Source organism: Saccharothrix xinjiangensis (assembly GCF_039527585.1).
Lineage (GTDB): Bacteria > Actinomycetota > Actinomycetes > Mycobacteriales > Pseudonocardiaceae > Actinosynnema > Actinosynnema xinjiangensis.
Genome location: NZ_BAAAKE010000006.1, coordinates 397,090 through 417,316, shown reverse-complemented (window position 1 = coordinate 417,316; position 20,227 = coordinate 397,090). Strand labels below are relative to the sequence as shown.

At 76.3% G+C, this 20,227-nt stretch carries 7 protein-coding genes; all 7 read right to left on the bottom strand.

Going from position 1 to position 20,227, the window contains the following annotated elements:
* Genes ABD223_RS17255 through ABD223_RS17225 form a run of 7 tightly spaced genes read right to left on the bottom strand, consistent with a single transcriptional unit; the run spans nucleotide 1 to nucleotide 20,208 of the window.
* Nucleotides 1-4,431 carry a non-ribosomal peptide synthetase family protein gene (locus tag ABD223_RS17255; RefSeq protein WP_344037258.1) on the bottom strand — a complete coding sequence of 1,477 codons (4,431 nt, stop codon included), beginning with the start codon at nucleotides 4,429-4,431 and terminating at the stop codon, nucleotides 1-3.
* A complete protein-coding gene (locus ABD223_RS17250) occupies nucleotides 4,428-5,777 on the bottom strand; it encodes an MFS transporter (protein WP_344037257.1) in 1,350 nt (449 codons plus the stop codon). The genes ABD223_RS17255 and ABD223_RS17250 overlap by 4 nt, the downstream gene beginning before the upstream one ends.
* Nucleotides 5,774-9,043 carry an amino acid adenylation domain-containing protein gene (locus ABD223_RS17245; protein ID WP_344037256.1) on the bottom strand — a complete coding sequence of 1,090 codons (3,270 nt, stop codon included), beginning with the start codon at nucleotides 9,041-9,043 and terminating at the stop codon, nucleotides 5,774-5,776. Before ABD223_RS17245 ends, ABD223_RS17250 begins: the two co-directional genes overlap by 4 nt.
* On the bottom strand, nucleotides 9,040-9,717 hold the full coding sequence (locus ABD223_RS17240) for a DUF6875 domain-containing protein (protein WP_344037255.1): 678 nt from the start codon (nucleotides 9,715-9,717) through the stop codon (nucleotides 9,040-9,042). The genes ABD223_RS17245 and ABD223_RS17240 overlap by 4 nt, the downstream gene beginning before the upstream one ends.
* Nucleotides 9,717-11,060, bottom strand: coding sequence for an FAD-dependent oxidoreductase (locus tag ABD223_RS17235; protein ID WP_344037254.1), 1,344 nt, complete (start codon nucleotides 11,058-11,060; stop codon nucleotides 9,717-9,719). The genes ABD223_RS17240 and ABD223_RS17235 overlap by 1 nt, the downstream gene beginning before the upstream one ends.
* On the bottom strand, nucleotides 11,057-14,299 hold the full coding sequence (locus ABD223_RS17230; protein WP_344037253.1) for an amino acid adenylation domain-containing protein: 3,243 nt from the start codon (nucleotides 14,297-14,299) through the stop codon (nucleotides 11,057-11,059). Before ABD223_RS17230 ends, ABD223_RS17235 begins: the two co-directional genes overlap by 4 nt.
* Nucleotides 14,300-14,325: 26 nt before the next feature.
* Nucleotides 14,326-20,208, bottom strand: coding sequence for an amino acid adenylation domain-containing protein (locus ABD223_RS17225; RefSeq protein WP_344037252.1), 5,883 nt, complete (start codon nucleotides 20,206-20,208; stop codon nucleotides 14,326-14,328).
* Between the last annotated feature and the right edge of the window lie 19 nt (nucleotides 20,209-20,227).

The window sequence follows — 20,227 nt, the reverse complement described above, 5'->3', positions numbered from 1 at the left end:
TCAGGTCCTCTCCGGCATGACCCCCGCCGAGGCGAGGTAGTCGACGTGGCGGGCGATCATCTCGGCGTCGGCCGGCGGGAACTCCACCCCGCACTCGCGGGCGGCCGCCCAGGTGGCCGAGCAGTCGAACACCGGGTGCGCCCGGTGCGTGGTGGTCAGGCCGAACGCCAGCGGCCCGAACGCGCTGTCCGGGCTCTCCAGCATCAGCGCCCGCCAGTCCGCGTACTCCAGGGTCCGCGTCGGGTAGCCGCGGGCGGTCAGCACCTCGCCGAGGTCGGGGTAGGTGAGCCCGTCCGAGCGGTAGTAGTGGAAGTCCCGCCCGTGCTGCTCGGGCCGGGTCGAGATGCCCGCGATGGCCGCGGCCAGCCGGTCCACCGGCAGCATGTCGATCACGTCCGGGCTGCGCGGCACCGCGCCCGCGTGCGCGCAGGTGGAGATCTGGCGGCTCAGGTACGACTCGGTCTTCGCGGTGCCGGTGCGCACGTCGCCCACGATGGCCGCGATCCGGTGGATGGACACCGGCACGCCCCGGTCGCGCGCGAGCACGCCCATCATGTCCGCCACCCACTTGGTGGTGTGGTAGCCGGTGTCCAGGCCGGTCGGGTCCTCGGGCCGGTCGGCCTCGCTGACGGGCTGCCGGTCGTAGTTCGAGCCGAGGAACACGCCCAGCGTGGACATCAGGTGCAGCGGCTTGGTGGCGTACCGGGTGGCCAGCCGCAGCACGTCGACCGTGCTGCCCACGTGCGGCGGCATCATCCACTGGTAGGTGAGCACGAAGTTCATGACCGCGCCGTTGTGGTAGATGGCGTCCATGCCCTCGGCGAGCCGGTCGAACTCCTTCTCCGGCAGGCCCAGCATCGGCTTGGACATGTCGCCGACCACCGGCACCACCCGGGCCAGCCGCTCCTCGGGCACGTCCAGGTGCGCGCGGCGCAGGTTGGCGCGGACGCGGGCCAGCGCCACCGCCTCCGTCTCGGCCCGCACCAGGCAGTGCACCTCGGCGTCGGTGCGCTCCAGCACCTCGTGGAGCAGGTGCGCGCCGAGGAACCCGGTCGCGCCGGTCAGCAGCACCCGCTCCGGCGGTCCCTGCCGCAGCGGGTGGTGCGGCGCGACGTCGTCCGGCGGCACCGCGTCGAGCCGCATCTCCGGCACGGTCGGCAGCCCGGACTTGTAGCGCTTGGCGAACGTGTGGTCGGACGCGGCGGCCTGCTCCACCACCTCGGCCAGCTCGGCGAGGTCCGCGGTGGCGAACAGGGCGCGCAGCGGCACCGTCACGCCCAGCAGGGCCCGCACCTTCGCCAGCACCGCGGCGGCGATCAGCGAGTGCCCGCCCAGGCCGAAGAAGCTGTCCCGCCGCCCGACCAGCGGCGCCTCCAGCACCTCCGACCAGATCTCGGCCAGCGTCCGCTCCACCGGCGTGCGCGGCGGCTCGTACGGGGTGCTGCGCGCGGTCGGGTCCGGGTCGGGCAGTGCGGCGAGGTCGACCTTGCCGTGCCTGGTCAGCGGCAGCTCGTCCAGCTCGACGCGCGCGCCCGGCAGCATCGAGTCGGGCAACCGCTCCGCGCAGAACGCCCGCAGGTCGTCCAGCTCCGGCGCGCCCTCGCCGGACCGCGGCACCACGTAGGCCACCAGCACGTCGCCGCGCACCGCCACGGCCGCCTCGGCGACGCCGGGGTGCGCCAGCAGGGCCGCCCGCACCTCACCCGGTTCGATCCGGTGGCCGCGCAGCTTGACCTGCTCGTCCACCCGGCCAAGGAACTCCAGGGTCCCGTCGGGCAGCAGCCGCACCAGGTCGCCGGTCCGGTACATGCGCCCGCCCACCACGGTCGGGTCGGGCAGGTACGCCGCGGCGGTGCGCGCCGGGTCGCCCCGGTAGCCCCGAGCGGGCGCGAGGCCGCCGACGTGCAGCTGGCCGGGCACGCCGACCGGCGCGGGCCGCAGGTCGGCGTCCAGCACGTAGGCCCGCACCGAGGGCAGCGGCCGACCGATCGGCAGCGTCGTCGCCCGCGGGTCCACCTCCGACCCGTCGACGGTGGCGAACGCGGTGGCGCACACCGTGGTCTCGGTCGGCCCGTAGTGGTTGACCAGCCTGACCTTCCCGCCGGTCAGCGCGGCCCACTCGGCGGCGGTCGAGGTCGGCACCGCCTCGCCGCCGAACATCACCAGCGACAGCGGTCCGGGGTCGACGGCCAGCCCCTCCAGGTCGGCCACCCACCGCTTGAACAGCGCGGCCGCGGTGTCCACGGCGGTGATGCCGTGGTCGGCGCACAGCTTGAGCAGGTCGGGGCCGCTGATCGAGGCCGGTTCCGGGTGCACCGCGACCGCCGCGCCCGCGCACCACGCCGGGAACACGTCGCCCACCGACGCGTCGAAGCTCAGCGGCGGCACCATCAGCACCCGCTGCCCGGCCGCGAACCCGTGCAGGTCGATGAACGCGCCGGTCAGGTTGGCCAGCGTGTCGTGCTGCACCTGCACGCCCTTGGGCACGCCGGTCGAGCCGGACGTGTAGACCACGTAGGCCAGGCCGTCGTCGGCGGGTGACACCGCGGGCGGCTCGTCGGCCTCGCCGGTGAACGCCTCGTCGGAGGTGTCCAGCAGCGCGCCGCGGAACCCGCCGAACCGGTCCCGGCTGCCCGGCGCGGTGATCACCACGGGCGCGCCGCAGTCCGCGAGCAGCCCGGCGAGCCGGGCGGGCGGGTGCGCCGGGTCGAGCGGCACGTACGCGCCGCCCGCCTTGAGCACGGCCAGCAGCGCCACCAGCGCGTCGGGCCCGGCCTTGAGCGCCAGTCCCACCGGCGTCTCCGGGCCGACGCCCCACTCGGCGAGCACGTGCGCGACCCGGTTGGCCCGCCGGTCGAGCTGCGCGAACGTCAGCGCCGAGCCGTCGGCCAGGTCGAGCACCGCGGTGGCGCCCGGGTTGGCCGCGACCTGCTCGGCGATGCGGCGCAGCACGTGCGGGTGGCGCAGCGACAGCGCGGGGTCGAGGCCGTCGCCCGGTTCGCCGTTCACCGCGGCCGCGGCCGCCCGGTCGGCGGCGGTCGTGGTGTCCAGTTCGGACAGCCGGGCGGTCGGGCGCCCGACCAGCGCGGCGAGCACGGCCAGCAGGTGGTCGGCCATCCGCGCGACGGTGTCGGGGTCGAACAGGTCCGCGCTGTAGTCCAGGTTCGCGGGCCAGTCGCCGTCGGTCTCCCGGACGTGCAGGGTCAGGTCGAAGCGGCTGGTGCCCCGGTCGACCGGCAGCGGCGCGGCGGGCAGCCCGGCCCACCGGTCGCCCTCGCCGCCCCGGTTGAGCACCAGCATCACCTGGAACAGCGGGTGGTGCGCCAGGTCGCGGCGCGGCGCCACCCTGGCGGCGACCTCGTCGAAGCTCACCTCGGCGTGGTCGAGCGCGTCGACCGCCACCGCGCGGGCCCGGCCGAGCAGGTCGACCGCGGTCGGGTCGCCGGACAGGTCGAGCCGCAGCGCGGTGGTGGTGACGAACATGCCCACCGACCGCTCCAGCTCGGGGAACGGCCGGTGCGTCGTCGGCGACCCGATCACCACGTCGTCCGCGCCCGACCGCCGCGACAGCAGCACCCCGAACGCGGCCAGCAGCCCGGCGAAGGTGGTGCAGCCGTGCGCGCGGGTCAGCTCGGCGAGCTTCCCGGCCAGCGCGGCCGGGACGGTGAACCGGTGGCTGCCGCCCACGACCGTGCGGTTCGGCGTGCGCGGCCGGTCCAGGGCCAGGTCCAGCACGTCGGGCGCGCCCGCGAGCCGGTCGTGCCAGTGGTCCAGCTGCCGCTGCCGCTCGCCGTCGGCCAGCCGGTCGGCCTGCCAGTGGGCGTAGTCGGGGAACTGCGCCGCGGCCGGACCCGGCTCGGCGCCCTCGTAGACCCGGCCGACCTCGCCCGCCACCACGCCCAGCGACAGGTCGTCGCAGATGATGTGGTGCGCGCTGAACACCAGCGCGGTGCGCGGGGTCTCCCCGCCCGGCGCGATCCGCACCGCCCGCACCCGCAGCAGCGGCGCGGTGGCCAGGTCGAACGGGGTGTCCACCTCGGCCACCAGGAACGCGCGCAGCTCCTCCTCGTCCGACACCGACGAGAACGCCACGTCCTCGGGCGCCTCGTCGAGCACCTGCTGCTCCGGGACGCCGTCGGTGTCCACGACCCGGGTGCGCAGCGCCTCGTGCCGCGCCATCACGGCCCGCACGGCCGCGCGCAGCCGCGCCTCGTCCAGCTCGCCCGCCACGCGCAGGGTGGCGAACATGACGTACGCGCCCGCGTCCAGGCCCAGCCGCCCGGTCAGCCACAGGCCGCGCTGGTTGCCGGTCAGCGGCACCACCGCGCCACCCGGCCGCCGGGGCACCCCGGGGCGTTCGACGGGCGCCAGCCCGCGTTCGGCCAGCAGCTTGGCCAGCAGTCGTTCGCGGTGGTCGGAGATCTCGGTCACGGGGTGGTCCTCTCAGGCGTGGGGACCTCGTCGGCCACCGCGTCGGGCAGGTCGTCGACGGCGCGCAGCCGGGGCCGCGTCCAGGCCCAGGCGGCCAGGACGAGCATCAGCGCGCCGACGACCAGGAAGATCAGGGCGATGCCGCGGCCCTCGCCGGTGCCGATCAGCGCGCCGACGCTCGACGCCAGCGCGCCGTCGGCCGCCATCAGCGGTTCGGCCACGCCGTCGGTCAGCGGGCCGATCAGCAGGAACGCCACGGGCATCGCGGCGGTGCTCAGCACCCGGACCACGGCCAGCACCCGGCCGAGCACGGCCGGGTCCACCTTGGTCTGGAGCAGCGTCACGCAGCAGGTGTTCATCAAGGGCAGGGTGAACAGGAACGCGGGCGCGGCCAGCCCGATCAGCCACGGCGAGGGCGCCAGCGAGTGCAGCACCAGGAACACCCCGCCCAGGGCCAACCCGAGGTAGACGCCCAGGACCCGGCGCTTCGGCCCGCCCCACACGCCCATCACCAGGCCGCCGACGAACAGCCCGCTGCCGCCGGCGGCCATCAGCACGCCCAGGGTCGAGGGGCTGGAGAAGGACAGGATCAGCGGCTGCACCAGCCCGCCCGCGATGGCGAACAGGAAGTTCCACACCCCGAACACCGCGCACAGCGCGAACAACCCGGGCGCGCCGCGCAGCCAGGCCAGGCCCGCGCCGACGCCCTCGCGCTCGCCGCCGGTCGCGCCGGCCGGCCGCACGGCCTCCTCCGGCAGGCGCGCCACCAGCAGCGCGCCGACCGCGACCGCCATCGACACCACGTCGACCAGCAGCACGCCCCGCAGCCCCACCAGGGCCAGCAGCGCGCCGGCGACCAGCGGCGCGGCGATCTGCACGCCCTGCGTGATCTGCATCAGCCCGTTGACCCGGCCCAGGTGCTCCTTGGGCACCAGGGCGGGCACCAGCGCCGTGTAGGCGATGACGTGGAAGGTGTTCAGGGTGGCGGTCAGCGCGGTGGCGACGTACACCTGCCACACGGACAGCCCGCCCGTGGACGTGGCGACCAGCAGCAGCGCGGTCACCACGCCGCCGCCGGTGTCGGCGAGGAGCATGACGCGCCGCCGGTCGTACCGGTCGGCGACCACGCCCGCGTAGGGCGCGAGCAGGATGCCCGGCACCACCGCGCAGAACTGGATCAGCACGAACTGGGTCACCGACCCGGTGCCGGTGTAGACCCACACGCCGAGCACGAACGCGGTCAGCGCGGAGCCGATCACCGACACCAACTGGCCGCCCCAGACCAGGGAGAACCGCCGCAGGCCGGCGGCGCCCCCCACCGGACGGGTTCCCGTGGGCTTCGTCATCGCGCGGCCTCCCCGAGCATCGCCTCGACCTCCTCGGCGGACATGCCGGCCAGTCGCACCCGCAGCTCCGCGACCGCGGCCACCCGGCCCGGCACGTCCTCCAGCGCCGCGAGCGCCGCGGCGACACCGGCCACGGTCGGCGCGGCGAACATCCGGCCGATCGGCACGGCCACCGAGAACGCGCCGTGCACGCGGGCCAGCGCCTTCGCGGCCAGCAGCGAGTGGCCGCCGAGCGCGAAGAAGTCGTCGTGCACGCCCACCTCGGGCACGCCGAGCACCTCGACCCAGATGTCCGCCAGCACCCGTTCCACGTCGTCGCGCGGCGCGACCCGCTCGCCTTCCGCGGCCCACGTGGGCGGGGGCAGCGCGGTGCGGTCGGTCTTGCCGTTGGGCGTCAGCGGGAACGCGTCCAGCACCACCGCGGTGGCGGGCAGCATGTAGTCGGGCAGCCGCTCGGCCAGCCGCGCGCGCAGCCGGGGCCACAGCCCGCCCGCCGCGCCCCCGGCGGGCACGACGTAGGCGACCAGGCGCTCGTCGACGGCCCGCACCACCGCCTCGCGCACCTCGCCGGTGGCCAGCAGCGCCGCCTCGACCTCGCCCAGCTCGATGCGGAACCCCCGCACCTTCACCTGGTGGTCGGCGCGGCCCAGGAACTCCAGGGAGCCGTCGGACCGGTGCCGCACCAGGTCGCCGGTCGCGTACAGCCGCGCGCCGGGCGTGGGGCCGAACGGGTCGGGCACGAACCGCGCCGCGGTCAGGCCGGGCCGGTCGTGGTAGCCGCGAGCCACGCCCGCGCCACCGATGTGCAGCTCGCCGACCACGCCCGGCGGCACCGGCTCCAGCCCCGGGCCCAGCACGTACAGGCGGGTGTTGCCGATCGGCGGTCCGAGCGCCACCGGCGCGGGCGAGGGCTCGACCAGGCCGGCCGACGACCACACCGTGGTCTCCGTGGGCCCGTAGGCGTTCCACAGCAGCGCGTCGTCGGTGAGCAGGTCGTCGGCCAGGTCGCGGGGCAGCGCCTCGCCGCCGCAGACCCGCGTCGCCACCCCGGCGGGCACGCCGCCCGCCGCGAGCAGCAGCCGCCACGTCGCCGGGGTGGCCTGGAGCGCGGTGACGTCCCGCTCGACCAGCAGCCGCCGCAGCGCCGCGCCGTCGGCCGCGACCCCGGAGGGCACGACCAGCACCTCCGCGCCCGCGGTGAGCGGCAGCAGCAGCTCCAGCACGGAGATGTCGAACGACAGCGTGGTCACCGCCGCCAGCCGGTCGACCGGGGACAGCTCGAACAGGTCCTGGAACGACACCAGCAGGTTCACCACCGCCCGGTGCGGCACCTCCACGCCCTTCGGCGTGCCGGTCGAACCGGACGTGTAGATCACGTAGGCCAGGTCCTCGCCGGACGCCGGGCACGGCGCGTCGTCGGGTTCGTGGGCGTCGGCGTCGGCCGGGCGCAGCGCGGTCCCGCCGAACGCCGGACGCCGGTCGCCGTCGGCGACCAGCACCGCCGCGCCCGAGTCGGCGAGCATCAGCGCCAACCGGTCCGCGGGCCAGTCCGGGTCCAGCGGCACGTACGCCGCGCCCGCCCGCCACACGCCGAGCACGGCGGCCACCAGGTCGGGGGTGCGGGGCAGGCACAGCGCCACCACCGAGCCCCGGACCACGCCGTGCGCCCGCAGCAGGGCCGCGTACCGCCGGGCCCGCTCGTCCAGCTCGGCGTAGCTCAGCTCCGGGTGGTCCAGCTCTGGGTGGCCCGGCCGGCCGTCGACACCGGACACCGCGGTCCCGTCGCCGGCGATCAGGTCGAGCGCGGTGGCGGCCGGCGGCAGCGGCAGGTCGGTGGCGTTGCGGCCCTCCAGCACCTGCCAGCGCTGCACGCCGGTGAGCGCGTCCAGCTCGCTGATCCGCTTGCCGGGGTCCCGCGCCGCCGCGGCCAGCAGCGCCACGAGCCGGTCGGTGAACGCGGTGATCGTGGACGCGTCGAACAGGTCGGTCCGGTACTCCACGCCCAGGCCGAGCGCGTCGCCCTGCCGGTCGGCGGCCAGCGTGAGGTCGAACTTCGACACCCCCGCGTCGGGCACCAGCGACCGCACGTCGAGACCGGACATCGACAGGGTCAGCGGCGGGGTGTTGGTGAGGATCAGCTGGGCCTGGTAGACGGGGGAGTGGCCGGTGCTGCGGCGCGGGCGCAGGTGCTCCACCAGCCGCTCGAACGGCAGGTCGGCGTGCGCCAGGCCGTTCACGGTGACGTCGCGGACCCGCGCCAGCAGCTCGGAGAACGTCGGGTCGCCGCCCACGTGCGCGCGCAGCGCCAGCGTGTTGACGAAGAACCCGACCAGGTGCTCCAGGTCCGGGTGCGAGCGGCCGGCGACCGGCGTGCCGACCACCACCTCGTCCTGCCCGGCCAGCCTGCCCAGCCGGGCCGCGAACCCGGCCAGCAGCACCATGAACAGCGTGGCGCCGTGCTCGCGGGCCAGCCGCTCCAGCGCGGCGAGGTCGTCCGCCTCGACCCACGCCTCGTGCAGCGCGCCCCGGTGGTCGACCTCGACGGGCCGGGGCCGGTCGGTGGGCAGGGTCAGCAGCTCCGGCGCGCCGGCCAGGTGCCGGGCCCAGTGCTCCAGGTGCCCGGCGGTCGCGTCGCCCGCCACCTGGTCGCGCTGCCACACCGCGAAGTCCTGGTACTGGAGCCGCAGCGGCGGCAGGTCGGGCTCCTCGCCGAGCAGCGCCGCGTCGTAGGCCGTGCCCAGCTCGCCGAGCAGCACCGACAGCGACCACGCGTCGGAGATGATGTGGTGCAGCGCCAGCACCAGCACGTGGTCGTCGTCGGCGAGCCTGCCGAGGCTCGCCGTGAACAGCGGTCCCCGGCGCAGGTCGAAGCCGACGGCGGCGCGGTCGTCGGCGAACCGCTTGGCCGCGGCGTCCCGGTCCCCTCCGGCGACGGGGACCTCGTGCACCGCCAGGGCGGCGGAGCCGGTGGGCGAGACCAGCTGCACGGGCTCCCCGCCCGAGTCGGGGAACGCGGTGCGCAGCGCGGCGTGCCGGTTCACCAGGAAGTCCAGCGCCCGCTGGAGCGCCGCGGTGTCGAGCGCCCCGCGCAGCCTCAGCCCGATCGGCACGTTGTAGACCGCGCTGCCGGGGGAGAACTTGTCCAGGAACCACAGCCGCTGCTGCCCGAACGACAGCGGGTAGGCGGTCGGCGCGGCGGCCCGCGCGCGCAGCCGCCGCGCCAGCAGCTCCCGCTTGCGGGCCGACGCCCCGGGATCGGTGCTCATGTCAGCTCCCGGACTTGGGTGAGTCGGGCGGCCGCGGCGCGCACGTGCTCGCGCAGGTGGGCGGGCACGCGGTCGCCGAACCGCTGGAGGTAGGCGGCGACGGTGCTGTCGTCGTCGCGCAGGAACGGGAAGTCCGTCGGCACCATGTGCCGGATCGCCAGCAGCGGCACCGGGCTGTGCAGCGGCCGGAACGCCGGGTTCCACAGGCCCGCCTTCTCCGGCGGGCCGGGGTGGAACTCGCCCAGCATCAGCCCGTCCCGGGTGTAGTCGGGCTTGAGCGCCTGCTGGACCTGGTCGACCACGTCGAACTCGACCAGGTCCGGGAACAGCACCAGGATCGTCTTGAACTGGGCGGTGGGCCCGGTCCTGGGCTCCAGGTCGGTGAACCAGTCGCGGTAGTGCAGCAGCAGCTCGGCCAGCTCGTCCGGGTGGCGGGGCGTGCCGGGGTGCACCGACAGGAAGAACAGGCCCCGCTGGAGCGAGGTGTCGGTGAACGGGCACACCGCGCCCCGCCTGCCCAGGTCGGGGTGCGGGCCGCACAGGTAGTCGTTCGCCCAGCGGAACACGGTGCGCAGCAGGGCCTCGTGCGCCGCGACCTCCAGGGGCAGGGTCGGCGCGGCGAGGTCCGCCGGCTCCACCAGGGGGTGGGCCTGGTGCGTCGGGTGGATCAGCATCAGCTCGCCCGCCTCCTGCCGCGGGTACGTCGGATCAGCCCCGCCAGCGCCGCGCCGGTGAGCGCGGCGGCGGCCCCGCCGAGCAGGCGGTCCTGTCGCCGGGCCCGGTCCAGCGCCTCGCCGTAGGGGACGGTGGTGTGCGCGATGAGCGTGTAGAGCGGCACCCACGCGTCGGGGAACAGCCGGTGCAGCGCCAGGTCCGCCTTCTTGCGGACCAGGAACAGCGGTGAGCGCAGCTTGTCGCGCAGCTCGACGAAGTTGCGCTTGGACAGCTCCGCGAGCACGTCGGTGTGCGGCCTGCGGGCCGCCTCGAAGGCGGCCAGCGCGCGCGGCAGGTCGTGCGGGCGCTCGCCCAGGCACCGGTCGAGGACCGAGCAGTCCTCGAACGCGGCGTTCATGCCCTGCCCGAAGAACGGGTAGACCGCGTGCGCCGCGTCCCCGATCAGCACCACGCCGCGGCCGTCCTCGGTGGCGGTGTGCCACGGCGAGGTGCGCACGGTCACCAGGCTCGCCGCCTCGTGGTCGAGGAACTGCTCCACCACGTCGGGGATCAGGGTGAGCGTGTCGGGGAAGCGGCGGGCGAAGAACTCGCGCACCTTCGCGGGCTCGGTGAGCCCGGCGAACCCGTTGTCGCCCGCGAACGGCAGGAACACCGTCGCGGTCAGCGAGCCGTCCGCGTTGGGGTGCGCCACGATCAGGCCGTCGTCGCCGGGCCACACGTGCAGCGCGCGCAGCTCGGTGCGCGGCCGCCCGTCGTCGCCGACCGGGATCAGCAGCTCCTTGTAGCCCCACTCCAGGAACTCCTGGTGCAGGTCCACGCGCAGGCCGCGGCCCAGGTGGGCGCGAACGGCGGAGAACGCGCCGTCCGCGCCGACCACCAGGTCCGCGGTGTGCACCTCCTCGCCGTCCGGCCCGATGGCCGTGACCGCGGGCTTGGCCCGGTCCACGGCGGTGACCCGGTGGCCCCAGCAGAACTCCACGCCGAGCCGCTCGGCCTCGTCGACCAGCGCCACGTTGAGGTCGTGCCGCAGCACGGAGTGCAGGATCTGGTCCTCGGCCAGGCCGTAGGGCTGGAAGCGCAACCCGTCGGGCAGGTGCACGACGCGACCGCGCATCGGCACGGTGACCGGCGCCAGCCGCTCCAGCAGGCCGACCTCCCGCAGCGCCACGATCCCGCGCTGCGACAGGCCCAGGTTGATCGAGCGACCCTCCTCCCGGACGCCGGGCGCGCGCGGGTCGCCGCGCCGCTCCAGCACCCGGACCGGGTACCCGCGCCGCGCCAGGTAGACGGCCGTGAGCGAGCCGGCCAGGCCCGCGCCGACGACGAGCGCGTGCCCGCTCATACCAGGCCCCCGTCGTCGGAGAGGTCGTCGTCGAGCGCGCCGAGCAGGCGGTCGATCTCGTCGTCGGACAGGTCGTCGAGCTGGTCGATCAGCGGCACGGGGCCGCGCACCGCGGTGCGCGCGCCGCTGAGGCCGCCGCACAGCTCGGCGATGGTGGGCGCGGCGAACAGCGTGGCCAGCGGCAGGTCCGCGTCGAACGCGGCGCGGACCCGGGCGAGCATCTGGGTGGCGGTCAGCGAGTGGCCGCCCAGGGCGAAGAAGTTGTCGTGCACGCCCAGCGGCGCGTCCGCGGGCATCGACAGCACCTCGCGCCAGATCTGCGCCATGCGCCGCTCGGTGTCGTCGCGCGGTTCGACCCGCTCGACGTCCTCGGTGGCCCACACCGGGTCGGGCAGCGCGTCCCGGTCGATCTTGCCGGTGCCGGTGCGCGGCAGCGCGTCGAGCACCACGACGGTGGCCGGGAGCATGTACTCGGGCAGGTTCGCGGCCAGGTGCGGGCGCACGCGGCGGCGCAGCTCGTCCTCCGGCAGCGCCGGGTCGGCGGGCACCGCGTAGGCGACCAGCCGCACGTCCGCCGCGTGCGCGGACCACGCCACCACGACGGCCTGGGCCACGTCCTCGTGCGCCCGCAGCACCGCCTCGACCTCGCCGGGCTCGATGCGGTAGCCGCGGATCTTGAGCTGCCGGTCGGCGCGGCCCAGGAACTCCAGCCGCCCGTCGGCGTGCCGCCGGACCAGGTCGCCGGAGGCGTACAGCCGCCCGCCGGGGGTGGCGCCGAACGGGTCGGGCCGGAACCGGTCGGCGGTCTGCGCGGGCAGGCCGTGGTAGCCGCGCGCCACGCCCGCGCCGCCGATGTGCAGCTCGCCGATGACGCCCGGCGGCACCGGCCGCATCAGCGGGTCCAGCACGTGCAGCGAGGTGCCCTCGACCGCGGGGCCCAGCCGCACCGGGTCCGGCGCGTGCGCCACGACGCCCGCCGCCGAGTACACGGTGGTCTCGGTGGGCCCGTAGCCGTCGATGAGCACCGCGCCGTCGTGCTGGAGGTCGTCGGCGAGGTCGCGCGTCATCGCCTCGCCGCCGCTGATCCGCAGCCGCACGTGCGCGGGCACGCCGCCCGCGGCCACGACCATGCGCCAGCTCGCCGGGCCGCCCTGCACCACGGTCGCCCGCGACTCGGCGATCCGCTCGCGCAGCAGCGCGCCGTCGGCCACGTCGTCGGCGGGCAGCACGACCAGCGTCGCGCCGGAGATCAGCGGCGCGAGCATCTCGACCGTGGACACGTCGAACGCGGGCGTGGTGATGGACGCGAGCCGGTCCCGCGGGCCCAGCCCGGTCAGCTCGACCATGGCGCGCAGCAGCGCGGCCAGGCCGCCCTGGGTGCACCGCACGCCCTTGGGCTTGCCGGTGGAGCCGGAGGTGTGGATGACGTAGGCCAGGCTGCCGGGGTGCTGCGGCACCGCGACCGGCGTGTCCGGGAGGGACGCCAGGTCGGCGGTGTCCAGGTCGACCTCGGTCCACGGACCGGGCAGCGGCCCGGTGTCCGCGCGCGCCGCGCCGTCGGTGACCAGCACGGTCACCCCGGAGCCCTCCGCCATCGCGGTGAGCCGCGCGGCGGGCCACGACGGGTCCAGCGGCAGGTAGCCCGCGCCCGCCTTCCAGGCGGCCAGGATCCCGACCACCATGGCCGGTCCCCGGTCCAGGCACAGCGCCACCGGTTGATCCGGTTCGACGCCCGCCGCCAGCAGCGCGTGGGCCAGCCGGTTCGCGGCCCGGTCCAGCTCGCCGCGGGTCAACGCGCCCTCGCCGGCCGCCACGTCCCCGATCGCCGTCCCGCCGGCCGCCGCGCCCTCCACCGGCACCACGTCCTCGATCGCGACCGCGCCCGGGTCCTCCGCGAGCGCGGACAGCACCAGCCCGGCCGCCGTCCCCGCGGGCACCTCGACGGCGTGCTCGCCGAAGTCGCCGCTGGTCAGGACCAGTTCGGCGACCCGGTCGGCGGGCCGGGCGCGCACGGCGGCGGCGAACACCGCGTGCAGGGCCTCGACCGACGCCGCCTCGAACAGCTCGGTGTCGTACTGCCAGCGCGCGAACCACCGCTCGCCCGCCTGCTCGACGGTCAGCGACAGGTCGAACTTCGCGCCGCCGTTGTGCACCGCCTCCGGCCGGAGGGTGACGGGTCCGGCCCGCCGCGCGGGCGGCGCCGGCTCGACCGCGAACAGCACCTGCACCAGCGGCGCGTGCGCCAGGGTCCGCTGCGGCGCGACCAGGTCGACCAGCTGCTCGAACGGCAGGTCCTGGTGCGCCAGCGCGGCCACGGTCGCCGCCTCGGCCGCCGCGACGACCTCGCCGAACGTGGTGCCCGGCGTGAACGTCGCGCGCAGCGGCAGCGTGTTGGCCACGAACCCGACCAGGCCCTCGGTCTCCGGCCGGGTGCGGGCCGCGACCGGCGTGGCGACCAGGAAGTCCGCCTGCCCGGTGACCCGGTGCAGCACGCACTGGAACACCGCCAGCAGCCGGGCGAAGGACCCGTCGTCGACCTCCAGCTCCACCCGCAGCTCCGCGCCCCGGCCGGTCGGCACGGCGGGCCGCGCGCGGTCGGTGGGCAGCGCCAGCACGGTCGGCGCGCCCTCCAGCGCCCGCCGCCAGTGCTCGGCGTCGGCGGCGAACGCGCCGCCGTCGGCCTGCTCCCGCTGCCACACCGCGTAGTCCGGGTACTGCACGGGCAGCTCGGGCAGCTCGGCGGGCGCGCCGCCCACCTCGGCCGCGTAGAGCGCCGCCAGCTCGTCGAACAGCACCGCGCACGACCACCCGTCGGCGATCGCGTGGTGCAGCACGAGCACCAGCACGTCGTCCCCGACCAGGGTGGCGCGCAGCAGCGGCCCGTCGTGCAGCGCGAACGGCCGCCGCACCTCCTCGCGCACCGCGGCCTCGACGGCGTCGGCGTCGCCGGCCGGCGCGTGCCGCAGCGGCACGACCAGCGCGGGCGGCACGACCTGCACCGGCACGCCGTCCTCGGCGGCGAACCTGGTGCGCAACGCCTCGTGCCGGGCTGCCAGGCGGTTCAGCGACCGCTCCAGCGCGCCCCGGTCCAGCGGCCCGTCGACCCCGATCCGCCAGCCGATGTTGTAGACCGGGCTCGCCGGCAGCAGCTGGTCGACCAGCCACAGCCTGCGCTGGCCCGACGACGCCGGGAACAGGAACACCTCGTCCGCCCGACCCTCCGGTATCACCGCGCTCACCGCGGCCCCTCCCTCTGCTCCCGCGTTCACCGCTGTGCCTCCGCCTTCTCCGGCCTGCCGCGCCGGTCCACCGCCACGACCCGCAGCTCCGCGGTGTGCCGCGCGCCGCGCGCGTCGGTCAGCCACAGCTGGTCCGGGCCGGGCAGCATCTCGCCCACACCCATCAGGGCCTCCGGCTTCTCGCGGTCGAGCGCCCGCACCGCGTGCGCGAACAGCTCGACCGAGGGTTGGCTCGCCAGGTCGACGTAGAACGGCTTGTGCTCCACCGGGCTCTTGACGAACACGAACCTCGGCATGCCGTGCTCGCGCCGCCACGCCTGCGCCCGCAGGTACCGCGTCGGCTCGTCGGCGGCGAAGGCGAAACCGCACTTCGCGCTCGGCAGCCGCCAGCCCTCGCGGGCCACCACGAGCCGGTCCAGGCTCACCCGCGGGGTGTGCTCCCCGGCGGGCAGCAACCGGAAGTGCTGCACGAGCTGGGCCATCACCTGCTCGTTGAGCAGCTCGACGAGGTCCAGGTCGACCCGGCCGTCCCGGCTGCGCGCCAGCAGCCGGCCGCCGACCTCGACCACGTCGCACGAGCCGACCGGCACCGCGTCGCGCAGGCCGGGCCCGCAGGCGTCGTGCCCGAACACGATCTTCAGGTCCTCGGGCAGCACGAGGGCGTCGGCCAGGCGCTGCGGCGTGCCGCCCTCCTCGCGGGTGGTGGCCAGCACGACCCGCGGCCCGTCCAGATCGCGCCGCATCGCCTCGCGCAGCTGCTCGGGGTCGGGGTGCTGGGAGACGAACAGGGCCGAGCGCATGGTGTTCACGCCCGGGTGCACCTCGCCGAGCACCCACCGGTAGTCGCCGTCCCGGATCGCCTGCTCGTCGCGGGCGGCGATGAGCACGTCGGGGCTGTGCTGCACGGCGCCGCGCCAGCCGGGGCGCGGCGCGGCGAACGCCTTGAGCACCGCGTCCCGCACGTCGGCCACCCGGTGGTGGACCCGGCCGGGCTCGGCCTGGTCGCCGTCGCCCAGCGCGGTGGCCCAGCGCTGCTGCAACGCCCGGACCAGGCGGCCGATCAGCCGTTCGTCGAGCCGGAAGATGGTGTCGTTGGCCCACAGCCAGAAGTCCGCGAGGTTCACGTGGTCGTCGCCGGTGGCGGCGACGCGCTGCCGGTAGACCTCGCGCAGCGCCCGCCCGTACAGCGCCGCGCCGGCCGAGGTGTACCAGCGCGCCGCCTCCAGGACCAGCGACAGCGGCGACCACAGCGTGTCCAGCAGGCCGGGGGAGAGGGTGACGTCGAGGTCGCGGCGGCACTCCTCGTGCACCACGGTGCGCCCGGCGTAGAACAGCCCGGGTCTGCGCACCGCGGCGGCGCCGGTGACGGCGGTGAACCGCTCGTGCAGGTCCTCGATGGACCGCACCAGCCGGTCCGGGTCGCCCACCGCGGCGCGCACGGCGTCGCGACCGGCCTCGATCTCGGCGAGCCGCTGCTCGACGCCTGCCCGCGCGTCGTCGTCGCCGATGGCGGCGACCTGCTCCCTCAGCGAGTCCTCGGGCACCAGCGCCTCCGGCGGCACCTCCAGCGTCCAGGCGATGCGCTTGGCCAGGCGCAGCCGTTCCAGGACGGCCAGCACGTCGTCCGCCGGCAGCCCGAGGCGTTCGGCGATCGCGTCGGGGCGGGTCAGCCCGTCGCACGCGGCGAGCACCGCGGCGTCCGGCGCGGGCAGCCGCACCGGCCCGGTCATCGGCACGCGCAGGACGTCGCCCTCCACGTGCACGAACGGCATCCGCCTCGGCACCGCCCACGGCCGCACCGCGTCGGTGGTCAGCGCCTCGGCGAGCTGCTGCACGGCCCAGTTCTCCAGGTAGACCGTGCGCGAGGCGATCAGGTCCGGGCCGGGCGCCGCGGTGATCGCGGCGGGGGCGTCGTCCTCGACGCGCGCCCACCCCACGGGGCCGAAGAACCCGATGGTGTCGTTCTTCGCGCAGTACCGCTGGAGGTAGCTGACGACGGTGTGCTCCCAGCGGCGGTAGTCGACGTTGCGCGTGGCGGGTCGCCCGCCGGACAGGGCCCGGTGCAGCGCGTCGACGGCGGTCTGCAACGCCCTCGGGTTCTGCCAGGCGACCGCCTCGCGGAACCGGGGGTCGCCGCTGACCTCGCGCAGCACCACGGCCGCGGCCCGGCGGCCCTCCTCGAACCGGTCGGCGTACGCGGCCAGCAGCGCCTCGTGCCTGGCGGTGGCCTCGGCCGCGGCGACCAGCGCCGCGTCCACCCCGGTCCGCGCCAGCACCAGCTGCACCTCGGCGGTGCTCGTGACGGTGGTCGCGGAGGCGGCCGCGGGCGGCGTCTCCGCGACCGCGCCCAGGTCGACGAGCTCGGGCACCGCGGCCAGCGCCGCCCGCGCCTCCGCGAACCGGCCCTTGCGCACGAGCCGCCCGATGCGCCGCAGCGCGGACCGCTGCTCGCCGTGCGCCCGGTCCTCCACCTCGCGCAGCAGCCGGAACGCCGACCACCGGGCCTCGCCGAGGGCGTCCTCGGCGGCCAGCGCCTCCTCCGCCGCCCGCGCCGCTCCGGGGCTGGACACCGCCAGCAGCGGCTCGATGCCGAAACCCGTGCCGCGCAGCTCGACCCACCGCCACGCCGCCCAGTCGCCACCGCCGGCGGGCGCCACCAGGTGGTCCGCCGCGGGCGGCCGGGCCGGTGCGCTTCGGGCCGGCGGCGCCGGGGCCGGTCTGGCCGGCACCTGCGCGATCCGGACCGGCACGGTCCCGGCCGGCGAACCCGGGGAGACCGCGATCCGGTAGGCCGAGCGGTCCCGGCGCGTGATGCCGGCCGACAGCCCGGCCCCCTCGTGCGCGGCCGCGTCGAGGACCGCCGCGCACGCGGCCAGCGTCCGCGCCCGGTGCAGCCGCGCGACCGGCACCTCCACGCCGAACTCCTCGCGCACCCGGAACGCCAGCCGCACCGCCAGCAGCGAGTTGCCGCCCACCGCGAAGAAGTCGTCCTCGGCCCACACCTCCGGCACGCCCAGCAGTTGCTGCCACAGCCGCGCCAACCGCTGCTGGGTGGCCGAGGAGGGAGGAGTTCGGCCCGCGCCCCGCGCGCCCGGGGCGCGGACCGAACGCAGTGCCGCCCGGTCCACCTTGCCGCTGCGGTTCAGCGGCAGCTCCGGCAGCGGCACGTACCGCGCCGGGCACAGGTAGGCGGGCAGTCGTTCCGCGACGTGCGCCCGCACCCGGTCCACGTCCAGCGGACCGGAGGGCACCACGTACGCCACCAGGTGCCGGGCGTCGCCGTCGCCGACGGGCAGCACGGCCGCCGCGCCGACGCCGGCGTGCTCCCGCAGCACGGCCTCGACCTCGGCCGGCTCGACCAGGAAGCCGCGGACCTTCACCTGCTGGTCCGCGCGGCCCAGGAACTCCAGCACGCCGTCCGGCCGCCACCGCGCCAGGTCGCCGGTCCGGTACAGCCGCTGACCGGGCCGCTCGGCGAACGGGTCGGGCACGAACTTCGCCGCGGTCGGGCCGGGCGCGGCCCAGTACCCGCGCGCCAGGCCGTCGCCGCCGGCGTACAGCTCGCCGGGCACGCCGACCGGCACCGGCCGCATCTCTTCGTCCAGCACGTACACCGCGCCGGACTGCACCGGCGCGCCGATCGGCACGGTGGCGCCGACCTCGTCGGCGGAGGTCATCACGTGGCACGAGGTGAAGGTCGTGTTCTCCGTCGGCCCGTACCCGTTGACCACCGGCTTGCCGCCGCGCGCCCGCAGCGCCGCGCGCACCGCGTCCGGCGCGAGCACGTCACCGCCGGCCAGCAGCTGCTCGACGTCCGCGAGCAGGTCCGCGTCCAGCGCGTGGAACAGCCCGGCGGTCAACCACAGCACGCTCACCCGGTGCTCGCGCAGCAGGCCGGCCAGCACCGCCGGCTCGACCGGGCCCTCCGGCGCGGGCACCACCCGGCCGCCGGTCAGCAGCGCGCCCCACACCTCCAGCGTGGTCAGGTCGAACGCGGTCGCCGACAGGTGCAGGAAGGTCTGCCCGGGACCGAACCGGGCGAACGAAGGTCGGGTCACCAGCCGCACCACGCCCCGGTGCGGCACCGCGACGCCCTTGGGCCTGCCGGTGGAGCCGGAGGTGTAGTTGACGTAGGCGACGCCCTGCGGGTGCGCCGCGACCGCCCGGAACACCGGGGACTTCGCCCGGGTGTCCACTTCGGACAGCACCACGCCGGCCACCCCCTCGGGCAGCGGGCGCGGGCGGTCGGTCACCACCAGCGGCGTGCCGGACTCCCGCAGCGCCACCGCGTCCCGCGCCGCCGGGTTGGCCGGGTCCAGCGGCAGGTACGCCGCACCGGTCTTGAGCACCGCGAGCATCGCGACGACCAGGTCCGCGCCGCGCGGCAGCGCCAACCCCACCGGCCGGTCCGCTACCGCGCCCCGCTCGACCAGCACGTGCGCCAGCCGGTTCGACCGCTCGTCCAGTTCGGCGTAGTCGATCCAGCGCTCGCCGTCGAACACCGCGTCCGCGCCCGGCCGCGCGCGCACCTGCTCGGCGAACAGGGTGACCACGGTCGCGGTCTCGTCGAGGTCGACCGCGGTGTCGTTCCAGTCGCGCAGGAGGAGCCGCAGCTCGTCGCCGCGCGGCCCGGTCAGCTCCCGCACCGGTCGGCCGGGGTCCTCGGCCATGCCCGCGAGCAGGTCGCGCACCCGCGCCAGCAGCGCGTCGGCGGCCCAGCCCGGGAAGCGGCCGGTGTCGTGGATGAGCTGGAGGCTCAGGTGCGGTTCGGCGAACGCGTACAGCGTCATGGCGTAGCCCGGGGTGCGCAGGATGCGCACCCGTCTACCGGGCGGCGACGAGGACCGCGCGGCCAGCACCGTGTTGATCTCCTGGTGCTCGAACAGCACCAGGCTGCCCATCAGCGGCGCGTCGTGGCCCGCGGCGCGCTGGATCGCCGGCAGCGGGCACAGCTGGTGGTCGCGCGCCGCGACCGAGCGCTCCCGCACCGACCGCAGCCAGTCGGCCACCGGCGCGTCCCGGTCGACCGGCAGCCGCAGCGGCACGGTGGCCAGCAGCAGGCCCAGCATGTCCCGCGCGCCCTCGACCGTGCCGTGCCGTGCCGCCCGGGTCACGCCGAACACCGCCTCGTCGCGCCGCGCGTGCACGGCCAGCAGCAGCCCCCACGCGGCCAGCACGACGGTGTTCACCGTGACGCCCGCGCCGTCGGCCAGCGCGCGCACCGCCGCGCTCTCCGCGTCGGTCAGGTCGACGCCCGCCGTGGCCATCACCGGCGTGCCCGTGCCCGCGTGCTCCAGCGGCAGCGGCCCGGGTTCGGCCGACCCGGACAGCTCGGCGGCCCAGAACCGCTCCTCGGCGATCCGCGCGGACGACGGCCGGGCGTCGTACCAGCGGGCGTAGTCGGTGAAGTCCGGGCGCTCCGGGAACTCCAGCGCGCCACCCGCGCGGCGGGCCGCGTAGTCGTCGTCGATCTCGCCCAGCAGCATGGCCAGCGACCGCCCGTCGAGGATCGCGTGGTGGAAGGTCGCCACCACAACGTCACCGGGCAGCGCCACCACCCGCAGCGGCGGCCCGGAGACCGGGTCCACCCCGGAGCGCCGGTCGGCGGCCAGGAACGCGTCGAGGTCGGTCACCGAATCGTCGAACCGCACCGGGACGTCCCCGCTCGGGCCCGCCCACTGCTCCATGCCGCCGTTGGCCCGCCAGGCGAACCGGGTGCGCAACAAGGGGTGGCGCTCCACCGCCGCCCGCCACGCCGCGAGGTAGGCGTCGGTGTCCAGCCCGTTCGGCCAGTGCTGGACGCACTGGATCACATCCGTCCCGGCCGACGGGTCCCGCAACCCGGCCGCGATCATCCCGCTCTGCAACGGCAGTGCGGGCGCGAGCCGTGGCAACGATTCCGTGTGCACCAATACCTCCCCGGCTGAT